Source organism: Gemmata palustris (assembly GCF_017939745.1).
GTDB classification, from domain to species: domain Bacteria; phylum Planctomycetota; class Planctomycetia; order Gemmatales; family Gemmataceae; genus Gemmata; species Gemmata palustris.
In genome coordinates this window covers 7852205-7864672 of sequence record NZ_JAGKQQ010000001.1, presented here as the reverse complement: position 1 = coordinate 7864672, position 12468 = coordinate 7852205, and the positions used below count along the sequence as shown (strand labels likewise).

Here is a 12468-nt window from a genome sequence, read left to right as displayed (position 1 = left end):
TGATTAGTGATTGGCCGACCCGTTTGGCGGCAACCTCAAATCGGAAATCACAAACCTGAAATCACAAAATCTATTTCTTCTCTTCGGTCTTGGCCGGGGCCGCGGCGTCGCTGCCGGCGACGGCGCCTTCGAGGTTCGAGAGCGTGCGGCTCGGCGCCCGCTTCACGACCTTCACCAAGTTCCATCGCTTGGTCTTAGACAGCGGGCGGCTCTCGATGATCTCGACCGTGTCGCCGAGGTGCGACTCGTTCGCCTCATCGTGAACGTAACACACCGTCCGGCGCTTAACGAACTTGCCGTACTTCGGGTGCCGGACCAGGCGCTCGACCTCGACGCGGCGGGTCTTGGCCGTCTTGTCGCGGGTCACAACGCCCTCGAGAACTCGCCGGCTCGTGGTCTTCTCGGCCGCGGCCGGTGTGCTGGTGTCCGCCATTACTTACCACTCCCCTTCGGCGCGCTCTTCTTGGCGTCGGGCTTCTTTGCGTCGCTCTTGGTTTCCGGCTTCTTCGCGTCGGCTTTAGGGGCCGGTGCTGCGGGCGCGGGCGGCGGAGCGATCGGGAGCGTCCCGCCCTTCGCCACATAGAACCGCTTCAGGCGAGCGCCCTGGCGGTGCGCGGTGCGCTTACCGGGCAGGCTCGCGTCTTCCTTCGCCTGAAGGGACGCGATGCGGGTGCCGAGCTGCTCGGTCGAGAGCCCGCCGAGCTTGCCCAGTTCCTTTTCCCGCTGCAGGGTGCGGATGCGAGCGATGTCGCGCCGCGCCTTGCGGATCTCCGACGGCGTCTCGAGCCGGTCGGTCGCCGACTGGAACCGGAGCTGGAACAGGTGCTTTTCGGTGTCCTTGAGGGCGAGCGACAATTGCTCGTCGCTCATTCCCCGGAACTCTTTCATGCGGTTCGGCATCTTCTCACCTGGAGTGATGAGTGATGAGTGATGAGTGATGGCTTAACACCACTCGATCTTCTACTCATCACTCAGAACTCGTTACTCATCACTCAAATCTTAGACGTTGGGGCGCCGGGCAACGAACCGGCACTTGAACGGCATCTTGTACGCAACACGGGCCAAGCAGTCCTTGGCCGTGCTCTCCGGGATCCCACCGATCTCGAAGAGGATCTGGCCGGGCCGCACAACGGCGGCCCAGTATTCCGGCTCGCCCTTGCCCTTACCCATTCGCGTTTCGGCGGGAATGGAGGTCACGGGCTTGTGCGGGAACACGCGGATGTAGTACCGGCCCTCGCCCGAGACGAACCGCGTCATCGTGACGCGGCCGCTCTCGATGCACTCGGCCGACAACCAGCCGCCCTCGAGCGTCTGCAGCCCGTAGTCGCCGTAGGCCACGTAGTTGCCGCGGTGCGCGTTACCCTTGATCGGGCCGTTGTACTTGCGCCGGGTCGTCCGGGCGCGGACAACGCCGCGCTGCGCCTTGCGAAACTTGACCCGTTTGGGCATCTGTGGCATCGGCCCTGTCTCCCGTCAGATGGTCTCTGAAGTCTGATCGCCCGCTCAGCCGTTCCGCGGACCCGAGCCGCCGCGCCGGGGGCGCCGCTTCTGGGCCTGTCCCGCCTGGGCGTCGGTCGTGTCGGCGATGTCGCCCGTCAAGTAGTCGCCCTGGTTCACCCAGGCCTTGATCCCGATGTTGCCCTGCGGCGTGGTCGCTTCGGCGAAGCCGTACTCGACCTTGCAACGGAGCGTCGAAAGCGGGATGGACCCTTCCATCCCCTTTTCGCACCGGGCCATTTCCGCACCACCGAGCCGGCCCGAGAGCTGGAGCTTGACGCCCTTCGCGCCGCCCTCCATCGCCCGCTGCATGGCCTGCTTCATCGTGCGGCGGAAGCTGGCCCGCTTTTCGAGCTGCTCCGCAATGTCCTCAGCGATGAGCTGGGCGTCGATCTCCGGCCGGGTCACTTCGACGGTCTTCACCTCGATGTGCCGGCGGGTCAACTTCTCCAGCGCCTTCGTGAGCTTGTCGATTTTCTCGCCCTTTTTCCCGATGATCGCCCCGACGCGGCTGCTGGTGACGACGACCGTCACGCGCTCGCGGGTGCGTTCAATTCGGATGTCGGCGATCGCGGGCCGCTGCTCCTTGCGGTCCTTCTTGTTCGTAAGGAACTTCTGGATGAACGCCCGGATCGCGACGTCTTCCAACAGGAGCTCGGCGAAGTCTTGCTTGCTGGCGTACCACGTGCTCCGCCACGGCCGCATGATGCCGGTTCGGAACCCCGTCGGTCGAACTTTCTGGCCCATGTCAATCCTCGCTCGCTTCGGTACCGCTCCCGTCCCCGTTCACATTGCACTCGCGTTGCGATGGTGCAACCGTCGCACTGCAATCTCGGAGGTCGCGGAAGGTTGCGCCGCGGCTAAATCGTTCACTACGTTCGTTGAAACAAGTGAGGGGCCGGCCCTCTGCCGGCCCCCGCGCCGCGATCGCGCAACCCGTTACGCGGTGGGCGCCGGCTCTGGTGCAGCGACTGCTGCAACTTCACCCCTCGCCGGCACCGAACCCGCCTCTTCAGGGGGATCGGACAGCGTCACGTGAATGTGCGACATCCGCCGCTTGATCTGGAACGCGGTCCCGCGGGCGCGGGGCTGAATCCGCTTGAACATCGGGGCGCCGTCCACGCGGCACTCGGAGACGATCAGGCCGTCCGGGTCCGGGCACTCGCGGTCGTCGGCGTTACCGTACGCGCTCTGGACGACGGCCAGGAGCAACTTCGCACTACGGTTCGGGTAGAACCGCAGGAGCTGCAGCGCCTCGTCCACGTTCTTTCCGCGAATCAAATCGGCGAACAGCCGGATCTTCCGGGGGCCGACGTCCGCGAACCGGTGCAGTGCTTTGTAATCCATAGCAGTGTTCAGTTTTCAGTGTTCTGTTTCAGCGTCCAGCCCGCGGTGCCCGATTAGTCTCACCACGGTGGCGTGGCCGACTGGAACCGAACACTGAACGTTCTTCACTACTTGCCCGCCGGGGCCGGAGCAGCCTTCTTACCGCCGGAGTGCCCCTTGAACGTCCGCGTCGGGGAGAACTCGCCCAACTTGTGCCCGACCATGTCTTCGGTGCAGTACACCTTCACGAACGTCTTGCCGTTGTGAACGAGGAACGTCGCGCCGATAAAGTCGGGGAGGATCGTACAATCCCGCGCCCAGGTCTTGATCGGTTCCCTGTTCGCACCCTGCTGCTTCGTGACCTTGTCGAGGAGACGTTGGTCGAAGTGCGGGCCTTTCTTAAGCGACCGGCTCATACTCTGCTCTCGCCTCGGGAATCCATCGCCGGCACAAAACGAAAACCCGGCTCACTCGGACCGGGACCATTACATCTATGAACAACTCGTGTGGAAGACCAGTTGTTTTTCGCCAACCGGTCGATCCCGAGCGCGCATTCCGCGAACCAGCGTGAGCAAAATCACGCCGTGTTCTGGAACGGACCAGCCGGCCGACGCCGAATGATCGCCTTGCCACCGGGCTTCCGCTTGTGGCGGGTCTTGCCGCCCTTCGCGGGCACACCCGTCGGGGAGACCGGGTTACGCCCACCCTTGCTCCGCCCCTCACCACCGCCCAACGGGTGGTCGGTCGGGTTCATACTCGTACCGCGGTTGTGGGGCTTGCGCCCCTTCCACCGCATACGGCCGGCCTTGCCGATGCTGATGTTCATGTGCTCGGCGTTCGACACGGTGCCGATCGTCGCGCGGCACTTGCTCGGCACGCGGCGGATTTCACCGCTCGGCATGGTGAGCTGCGCCCAGTCCTTTTCGCGGGCCGTGAGAACCGCCCCGCACCCGGCCGAGCGGCAAATCTGGCCGCCCTTGCCCGGTACCATCTCGATGTTGTGGACAGTCATGCCCAGCGGCACCTTCCACAGCGGCATGCAGTTGCCCGGCTTCGGCTCGACCAACTCGGACGCACCGGAGATCACCTTGTCGCCGGCCTTCAGACCGTTCGGCGCGAGGATGTAGGCCCGAGAGAACTCGTGCTTGTCGTCGCGCGGGTATTCGATCAGCGCGATACGGCTCGTGCGGTTCGGGTCGTACTCGACGCGAACAACCGTCGCCGCGACCTCATCGCGGGTCCGCTTGAAGTCGATCTTGCGGTACCGCTGCTTGTGACCACCCCCACGGAACCGCGTGCAGGTGATACCCTGGTTGTTGCGCCCGCCTTTTTTGGGCTTGGGCGAGAGCAGCGACTTCTCGGGCTTGTTTTCGTTCGGGCTGGTGCAGTCCGCGAAGTCGGACACCATCCCGGCGCGACGGCCCGCGGAAGTCGGTTTGTATTGTTTGATACCCATTGCTGCGCCCGTAATTTCTGATTAAAGACTTCCGACCGAGGCTTTTCAATCAGGCAGCAATCACCCACGATTCTGCCGGTAATCGAAAACCGCAACTCCGAAATCTCGAATCAAAAGAACTCAATCTTGTCTTCTTCGTTCAGCGTGACGATGGCCTTCTTCCACGTAGAAAGCTGCCCCATCGCCTGGCGGAACCGCCGCTTCTTGCCCTCGCGCACCTGGGTGCGGACGGCCTCGACCTTCACGTTGAACAGTTCCTCGACCGCCACCTTGATCTGCGTCTTGGTGGCGAGAGGGTTCACCTGGAACGTGTAAGCGTTGTACCGCGTGCTCTGGTGCGTGCCCTTCTCGGTCACGAGCGGACGCAGGATCACCTGGTACGAGCGCAACTCGATGCCCGACTCGCCGTGAACGCACGGCTTGCGGAGCGCCAGCTTCCGCCGGTATTTTTTCGGCTTCGGTCGTGTCGTTGCCATGACGAAGTTCCCGGTACCAAGTTCCCGTTCGATGCCAACGTTTCGGGTTCCGTCAACTTGGAACGTGGAACCCAAAACGACCGGAACACTTACTTCTTCCCGACGGCCCGCAGTGCCTCAAGCGCGGAGCGAGTCAACACGAGCCGCCGTTGCTTCAGCACGGTGTAGCAGTTGAATTCCGCGGCCGGCGCAACCTTCACGCCCTGAATGTTGCGGGCCGACTTGTACACGTTCTGGTCGAGCTTGTCGGTGCCGATGAGGACAGTCGTGTCCAGCAGCGTCACGTCCTTCTCGCCCTTCTCCGTCGTCTTCTTACCGATCTTGATGGCCTTCAGCACGCCGATCATTTCTTTGGTCTTCGGCGCGGCCATCGTCAGGTCGTCGATGATGACCGCTTGCTTGTCGAGGAACTTCGACAGCACGGCCATCCGGGTCGCGGCCTTGACCGCCTTCTTCGGCAGGTGGTATTCGTAATCGCGCGGCTTCGGGCCTTTCGCGGTACCACCACCGCGGCGCTTGTTCGTGCGCTTCGTACCGGCGCGGGCGTTACCGGTGCCCTTCTGCCGGAACAGCTTCTTCGTGCTACCGGCCACCTGACCGCGACGGAGCGTGTGGTGGGTACCGGCGCGTTGGTTGGCGAGGTACATCAGCACGACGTCGTGCATCAACTGCCGGCTGATCTTCCCGCCGAATTCGGCCGGGTCGATGGTGACCGTACCCACCTCTTCCCCGGCGCGGTTCACAACCGGCACCGTAATCGAAGTCGCAACTTCGATCAAACGGGCAACAGGCGTCTCGGCCCCGGTTTCCGGGGTTTCCGGCGTGGTGTTATCAGCCATTATTCAGCCACTCCAAACCCTGCCGTCGCCGGTTTGCCCGGCGGAACCGCGGTGTTGACTTCGCCCTATTGACTTAACGTCGGGTGATGTCGGCGGTGAAGCGGGGTCGCTTTCGTCGCATGGAACCGCCCGCATTGGGCTCCGATGGGAGCGACCGTGGAGCCCAGTTTGGGGGCGGCAGGTCGCGGGATCGGGGAGCACCGTGGCGGGCGGGAGTTAATCTTTCTACCGCGCGTATCCGCAGAGACAACTCAATTTCTTCAGAACCCTTATCACGCCCCGGTGATGACGCGAATCTTGATGTCCACGCCCGGGGGCAGGTTGAGGCCCTTGTTCAGCGCCTCGATGGTCTTCTGGTTCGGCTTCAGAATGTCGATGAGCCGCTTGTGGGTGCGGATCTCGAACTGCTCGCGGCTCTTGCGGTCGATGTGCGGCGAGCGCAGCACCGTGTACCGCTCGATGCGGGTCGGCAGCGGGATCGGCCCGTGGACTTCCGCCTGGTTGTCGCGAGCGGTCTTCACGATCTCCGCCGCGGTGCGATCGAGCACCTCGTGATCGTAGCCTTCCATGCGGATGCGAATGCGTTCACCAGTAGGTCCGGCCACGATTGCTCCTCAGCTCACTTCGCCGCAGTCCGGCTGTGCAATATTCAGGAAAGTATAAACGTAAGGGTTGTACGCGCGAGCGTCAAGGGAGTGGAGGCAAGAGGAACGGCAGATACACGCAGAACGACGCAGATTCAAAAAGGCGCATGGCTCATGAGGCCGTCGGGGTGGAGGTGTAGCGGAGGACGTTGTCGGGCAACGAGTTGCATTCAGCCTCCACCTCGACAGCCTCATGAGCCAAGGCAGATTAGCCACAAAAACGCACAAAGGGCACAAAAGAGGGCCAAAGACGCGAAACGGAAGTCGATTCAAACTCGCTTCTTTGCTTCTGCTCTTCCTTTGTGCCCTTTGTGCGTTTTTGTGGCTAATCTGCCTTCGGTTTTGATCCGTGTTATCTGCGCTTATCCGCGGCCACTCTTGGTTACTTTTTCAGTGCGCTCACAGCGATCTCCTGCAGTTTTTCGCGCATGGGCGAGGCATCGGCGTTCGGCAGCCCGATGCGCTGAATGAGCAGCACCGCGAACACGTCCTGCGTCGGGTCGATCCAACCCTGTGTGCCGAACGCGCCGCCGTGCCCGTAAGTGCCCGCGGACAGCATCGCGGTCACGCCCTTCGGCTCGCGCACTACGGCCCAGCCGTACCCGAACCCCATGCCCTCGACGAAGCCCGTCTTGATCTCGCCCGTTTGCACCTTCGTCATCTCCGCGACTGCCTTCTCGCTCAGGACGCGCTTACCGTTGAGTTCGCCCTTATTGAGCATCATGCGGTACAGGTTCGCGAGGTCGGCGCCGCTCGAAACCAGTCCGCCGGCCGGGATCGGGTGTTTGGGGTTCGCGGGTAGGCCGATGAGTGCGTTGCCGCTCGGCGCCAGTTTGTTGTCCTTGTCTTTGAAGTAGATCAGCGCGAGTCGCGCGCCCTGCTCCTTCGTCGGGTAGAACGCGGTGTCCTTCATCCCCAACGGGTCGAAGACGCGCTTCTGCAGAAACGTCTCGTAGCTCTCGCCGCTCACGACCTCGATCACGCGCCCGAGCACGTCGATACCCGAGTTCGAGTAACTCCACTGCGTCCCCGGCTCGAACGTGAGCGGTTGGAGCGCGGTCGCGAGAGTCGTTTCCGCGAGGGTGCGGTTCCGCTTCGAGTACACGTCATCGACGCCCTTCGGGTAACTCGCTGCGCCGCTCGTGTGCGTGAGCAGGTCGCGGAGCTTCACGGCCCGTTTCGGCTTCTTGAGCACGACCGCCGCGTCGCCGGGCGCATCTTTGAGGCGCGGGGCGTAGAGCAGTTGCCCCGTAAACTCCGGGAGGTACTTCGCCACGTCGTCGTCCGGCGACAGTTTGCCCTCGTCGGCGAGGATCATGATGCCGATTGCGGTAATCGGCTTCGTCATCGACGCGATGCGGAACAGGGTGTCTTTTGTCATCGGCGCTTTGGCCGCAACATCGCGCTGCCCGACCGCGTCGAACGCGACCACACCGTCCTTGCGCCCGACGACCGTGACGGCCCCGGACAGGTCGCCGTCGTCGACGAACTTCTGCATCGCGGCCGGGATCGCTTTGAGTTTCTCCGCATCGGGCGCGGCCGGTTGCGCGTGAGCAAAGGTTGGCAGAAGTGCGAGGGCAGCGAACAGCAACAGAGCGCGAGGAGAGCGCATGGAATTAAGCTCCGAGGTGCGAGGCGCAACAGCACGAAGCTACGGCACCGGCGCGGACGGGTCAACAGAATGCACTTCCGTAACAGAACCTCTCCCCAACCCCTCCCCTAAAAAGGGAGGGGCTTCAGACAGAAGACAGCGCGGGATCTTCGGTATTTGGCTCTTCTCCCCCTTCCTTTTTAGGGAAGGGGGTTGGGGGGTTAGGTTGCCTTTGCCCCCCTTTCTCCGCGATCCGTCTCCGCGCCTCGTCCGCGTCCGCGCGGGCCTCCTGAAGCTGTTCTTCGAGGTCCGCGATCTGCGCGTCCAGCCTCGCGAGTTGTTTCTCCGGCGTGTTGCCGAGCAGCCGGCTGATCCCCTCCAGGAGCAGGAACGAGTGCCACGCCTTGGTTGCGAGCCCCTGGAGCCGGTAGAGCCGCTGCATGCGCGCGATCTGCTCCGGCGAGAGGGCGCGCCCGGCACGCAGCAACCGCGCGAGTGGCGCGGCGTCCACCCACTTCGTGAGGACGAATTCCAGCATCGGCAGCACGACGATGGCGACATCGAGCCAGCGCTCTTGCGCGAACGCGAACGGCTTCGGGTGCGCGGACACTTTGAACACGAACTCCACCGCGAACGCGACCCACACCGCCGCGATGCCGATGTCCAGTGCGAGCGACAGCGTGGGCAGTTCTTTGACCTGATCGGCCCGCAGGTACTCCATCAGCAGGATGGGCAGAATCAGGAACGCGAACAGGAGCATCGGCCCGCCGAACGACAGTTCGAGCCGCCGGAAGAGTTCCTTACCCGGGTGCTGCCACCCGATGCGCGGAACCCAGATTAGACCGGTGCGGGGATCGATCAGGGCCATGCGCCACGCCGGCATCAGCACCACCAGGAGCGCCCGCAGGACCACGGGTCGGCGGGGCTTCGACCGGTCGCGCCGGACCGCGCCCCACGCCGCTTCCAGTGCGAACACCGGCCACAGCGCGACCAACCCGACGTACATCACGTCCAGTTCCCACTGCGTCACGCTCTTGCTCGTCGCCCGGTGAACCAGCCCGGCCACGAGCAGCAGGTGAACGAACGCGAGCGCGAACATGAACCGGGCGCGAAGCGTCGCGCCCGGTGTCGGTGTCACGAGTGGTCCCGGGGGAATAGCCCCCGGAGTCGGCGTCTCCGGGTTCATGACCGGCTCCCAGAAAAGAATTCCCGTTCGACAGATCGCGTTCTGGCACCTCCGAACGCGCCGCTCTATCATCCTATTCGTCGGTCCGCTCCGCACTTTTATCGAGGTTTTCATGCCCACCAATGACGACGACCCGCCCCGCAATCGCCCGTGGGATAACAAGGGGCACGGTGACGACGGGGACGACCGCCCCCGGCGCCGGCGCGACGAGGAGGAAGACAACGACGACCGCCCGCGCCGCCGGCCCCGCGGTGACGACGCGGACGATTACGACGATGACCGCCCGCGCCGGCGCCCCCGCGACGCGGACGATTACGACGATGACCGCCCGCGCAAACGGCCCGCACAGTCGAGCGGCCTCGCGATCGCGGGGCTAATTTTGAGCGTGCTGGGGTTCTGCACGTGCGGAATCGCGGCGCTCCCCGGCGTCATCTGTTCCGCGATCGCGCTCGGCAAACCGGTCGGGCGCGGAATCGCGGTAACCGGTCTGGTCGTCGGGTTGCTCGGCATGCTCGTGGGTGCCGGTATCGGGGCCGGGTTGATGCTGCCGGCGGTGCAGAAGGTGCGCGAGGCCGCCGCTCGCCAAAAGAGCTCCAACAACATGAAACAGATCGGCCTTGCCCTCCACAACCAAGAGTCCACGAACAGAACGATGTCGGCCCCTTACGCCACGGACAACCGCGGGCAGGTCAACCGCGACCTGAGCTGGCGCGTGGGGATACTACCATACATCGAACAGGACAGCGTTTACCTACAGTTCGATCTGTCACAGGCGTGGAACAGCCCCCAGAACCAACGACCCGCGAACACGGTGATCGGGACGTACTCCTCCCCACTGAGCACCGAGCCGGGATCGACGAAGACGCCGTACCGCGTCTTCTACGGGGGCGGGGCCATGTTCAACGAGGACGGGAAGCCGGTCCGAATCACGGAGATAACGGACGGGACCTCGAACACGATCATGATGGTTCACGCCGTCGAAGAAGTCCCGTGGGCAGAGCCGCGCGAGTTGCTGTACAACCCGAACGCTCCCCTACCACAATTGTGGGCGAACAACCAATCCGTCACGCAGGTACTGATGGCCGACGGGTCCGTGCGGATGGTCAAGAAGACCGTGTCCGAACAGACTCTCCGCAACGCGATCACCCGATCCGATGGCCAACGGCTCGGCGCGGACTGGTGACGCGATCAACCTACCGACCCACACCCTTCGGAGGGCGGGTCGGTGGGCACACCGACCGAGCAAGAGCACCCGCCGCCCTTGCGGGCGGGGTTCGCTGAGAAGGGTACCTCACCCCTTCCAGTTCCCGCACGGCCAGGTCCGGTCGCGGATCGGGTCGAGCACCTTCATTACGTCGGCGAGAAGTGTCTCGTCAAGAGCCGCAGTCATCGCCTTCAGGTTCACGTCCAGTTCACTCTTGCGCGCGGCACCGCTGAGCGTGCAGGGGATCTGCTTCAACCCGAGTGCGAACTGCATTCCGAGGTAGCTGATGTCCGCGCCGCGACTCCGGCACAGTTCGGCCGCTTTTCGGCACGTCTCCACAACCTCGGGAGGCCCGGGGAACCACGATTGCGGTCCCTGGTTCGTGAGTAACCCCATCGCGAGCGCGCTCGCGTTCATCACTCCCACCCCGCGTGCTTCCGCCACCGGCATGAAATCCGAAAGCAACTGCGTGTTGAACAAGTTGCCGTGCGCATAGCTGATGACAACGTCCAGATCGCACCGCTCAACGGCCTGCCTCAAGAGGGGTAGCGGGTAGCACGACATCCCGATGAAGCGCGTCTTGCCCTCTTTCTTCAACTGCTGGAGCACGGCGTAGGTTTCGTTGAACACGTACTCGTAGTCCGTCGCGAACTCGATGTCGTGCGCGAGCAGGATCTCGACGTGATCGGTGCGGAGGCGCTTCAGCGACCCCTCGACGCATTTCCGCGTGCCCTCGGGAGTGAAGTCGAAGACGGCCCGGTCGAGCCGGCACGCCTTCGTGCAGATGGCGACCTTCTCGCGCCGCCCGCCCTCGAGCGCCCGGCCGAGGAACTCTTCGGACGTGCCCTTACCGTAGTACGCGGCGGTGTCGATCAGGTTCACGCCCGCGTCAATGCCCGCGTGAACGCAGTCCAGGACTTCGCGGTCCGAAACGGCCCCGTACTGCTGACCGAACGCGGCCCCGCCCTGACCCAGTACCGAGACGTTCAGGCCGGTCTTACCGAGGGGACGGTATTCCATGAGGGCTCCAAAATGCGGGATTCACCGCAGAGGGCGCGGAGGGCACAGAGAAAGACAGGAGAACGTGCGCTCTTAACTTCTTGTCTTTCTCTGCGCCCTCCGCGCCCTCTGCGGTGAAACCGTTTTAAAGTGTCGCACGGCTTTAAAGTGTCACGATGCTCTTTTCCGCGATGGACTTCTCCGCCGCTTCGATCAGTTTCTGCGCGGTGATCGCGTCGTCCAGCGTGCTGAGTGGCTTCTGGCCCATGCGGAGGCAGTCGATCAGGAAGTGCCGCACCTCGTTCGTGATGGAACCCTGGTACGCGGTGTACGTCTGGCTGTGAACGAGGCCGGGCTTGATCTCGACGTGGTCGCGGTAGCTGTACCGCGTGCTCCCGGCGGTGCCGATCACCTTGACCATCACGGTCCACGGGTCGGCCGCGTGGTCGTCGGCCGCGAAGCTCGCGCAGAAGTGCGCCAGCGCCCCGTTCTGCAGCCGCATCTGCACCATCGCGATGTCTTCTTCCTTGTACTCCTTGTAGTGCAGGGTCGCCTTCATCGCGCACAGCTCGACCGGCTTGCCCACGAGGTAGAGCAGGATGTACGAGTGGTGCGTGAGGATCTGCCGGACCACGCCGGGGTACCGCGACGCCACGTCTTCCGGGTGGTGGATGTTGTACATCACGTAAGCGGACACGATCGTGCCGAGGTCACCGCCGTCAACGAGTTCGCGCGTGCGGACCATCCCGCTCTCGTAGACGTAGTTGTGCCCCGGCATACAGATCAGGTCCTTGGCGTCCGCGAGCACCTTCATGCGCTCGATCTCGGCCACGCTCATCCCCACCGGCTTCTCCACGAGGACGTGCTTGCCCATCCCGAGCGCGAGCGCAGTGTATTCGAGGTGCGTCTCCAGGTTCGTGAGCACGAACACCGCGTCGATCTCGGGGTCGGCGACGAGGGCCTCGGGGGTCGCGTAGTTCTTGCACCCGAACTCGGTCGCGCGCTGGGTCGCGCGCTGCTGGTTGCGGTTCCACAGGCCGACGAGCTTCGCGCCGGGGCACTTCTTCACGGCCGCCGCGTGCAGAACGGAGATGTCGCCGGCGCCGATGAACCCGACGCCGATGGTGTCCTTGGTAACTGGCATGAATCGCTCCGGGGAAGGTTCGGAGTTTGAGTTGTAGCCACGGGGCCGGCGCGGAGCAAGGAGCCACTTCGCACGGCGATCGCTTGTCGCCGGGGACCGGTTGGGG

General features: G+C 63.8%; 15 protein-coding genes. 1 reads left to right on the top strand and 14 read right to left on the bottom strand.

Annotated elements, in window-relative coordinates; translation table 11 throughout:
* Window positions 1-70: 70 nt before the first annotated feature.
* The 12 genes from rpsQ to J8F10_RS32665 form a co-directional block, all read right to left on the bottom strand.
* On the bottom strand, window positions 71-433 hold the full coding sequence (gene rpsQ / locus J8F10_RS32720) for a 30S ribosomal protein S17 (protein ID WP_210660987.1): 363 nt from the start codon (window positions 431-433) through the stop codon (window positions 71-73).
* Window positions 433-900, bottom strand: coding sequence for a 50S ribosomal protein L29 (gene rpmC, locus J8F10_RS40460; protein WP_315854203.1), 468 nt, complete (start codon window positions 898-900; stop codon window positions 433-435). The genes rpsQ and rpmC overlap by 1 nt, the downstream gene beginning before the upstream one ends.
* A 99-nt stretch (window positions 901-999) precedes the next feature.
* On the bottom strand, window positions 1000-1458 hold the full coding sequence (gene rplP, locus J8F10_RS32710; RefSeq protein WP_210660985.1) for a 50S ribosomal protein L16: 459 nt from the start codon (window positions 1456-1458) through the stop codon (window positions 1000-1002).
* 45 nt (window positions 1459-1503) lie between these two features.
* Window positions 1504-2244, bottom strand: coding sequence for a 30S ribosomal protein S3 (gene rpsC / locus J8F10_RS32705; RefSeq protein WP_210660983.1), 741 nt, complete (start codon window positions 2242-2244; stop codon window positions 1504-1506).
* 192 nt (window positions 2245-2436) lie between these two features.
* A complete protein-coding gene (gene rplV / locus J8F10_RS32700; RefSeq protein WP_246523707.1) occupies window positions 2437-2844 on the bottom strand; it encodes a 50S ribosomal protein L22 in 408 nt (135 codons plus the stop codon).
* 107 nt (window positions 2845-2951) lie between these two features.
* Window positions 2952-3239, bottom strand: coding sequence for a 30S ribosomal protein S19 (gene rpsS / locus J8F10_RS32695; RefSeq protein ID WP_210660981.1), 288 nt, complete (start codon window positions 3237-3239; stop codon window positions 2952-2954).
* Window positions 3240-3400: 161 nt separating this feature from the next.
* Window positions 3401-4279: a 50S ribosomal protein L2 gene (gene rplB / locus J8F10_RS32690; RefSeq protein WP_210660979.1), complete on the bottom strand. Its 879-nt coding sequence runs from the start codon at window positions 4277-4279 to the stop codon at window positions 3401-3403.
* Between the two features lie 110 nt (window positions 4280-4389).
* Complete coding sequence (gene rplW / locus J8F10_RS32685; RefSeq protein WP_246523706.1) at window positions 4390-4755, bottom strand: 50S ribosomal protein L23; 366 nt, start codon at window positions 4753-4755, stop codon at window positions 4390-4392.
* Window positions 4756-4844: 89 nt separating this feature from the next.
* The gene (gene rplD, locus J8F10_RS32680) at window positions 4845-5594 is read right to left on the bottom strand and encodes a 50S ribosomal protein L4 (protein ID WP_246523704.1); all 750 of its coding nucleotides are present in this window, start codon (window positions 5592-5594) and stop codon (window positions 4845-4847) included.
* A gap of 272 nt (window positions 5595-5866) precedes the next feature.
* Window positions 5867-6199 (bottom strand): 30S ribosomal protein S10, encoded by a 333-nt coding sequence (gene rpsJ / locus J8F10_RS32675; protein WP_210660977.1) that lies wholly within the window; start codon window positions 6197-6199, stop codon window positions 5867-5869.
* Window positions 6200-6620: 421 nt separating this feature from the next.
* Complete coding sequence (locus tag J8F10_RS32670) at window positions 6621-7850, bottom strand: serine hydrolase domain-containing protein (protein WP_210660975.1); 1230 nt, start codon at window positions 7848-7850, stop codon at window positions 6621-6623.
* Window positions 7851-7974: 124 nt separating this feature from the next.
* Window positions 7975-9015, bottom strand: coding sequence for a hypothetical protein (locus J8F10_RS32665; protein ID WP_210660973.1), 1041 nt, complete (start codon window positions 9013-9015; stop codon window positions 7975-7977).
* A gap of 112 nt (window positions 9016-9127) precedes the next feature.
* Between J8F10_RS32665 and J8F10_RS32660 the strand changes: the two genes are divergently transcribed.
* Window positions 9128-10198: a DUF1559 family PulG-like putative transporter gene (locus tag J8F10_RS32660; protein WP_210660971.1), complete on the top strand. Its 1071-nt coding sequence runs from the start codon at window positions 9128-9130 to the stop codon at window positions 10196-10198.
* 108 nt (window positions 10199-10306) lie between these two features.
* Here J8F10_RS32660 and J8F10_RS32655 read toward each other — a convergent pair whose 3' ends face one another.
* Window positions 10307-11239: an aldo/keto reductase gene (locus J8F10_RS32655; RefSeq protein ID WP_210660969.1), complete on the bottom strand. Its 933-nt coding sequence runs from the start codon at window positions 11237-11239 to the stop codon at window positions 10307-10309.
* Window positions 11240-11381: 142 nt separating this feature from the next.
* On the bottom strand, window positions 11382-12362 hold the full coding sequence (locus tag J8F10_RS32650; protein ID WP_210660966.1) for a Gfo/Idh/MocA family protein: 981 nt from the start codon (window positions 12360-12362) through the stop codon (window positions 11382-11384).
* Between the last annotated feature and the right edge of the window lie 106 nt (window positions 12363-12468).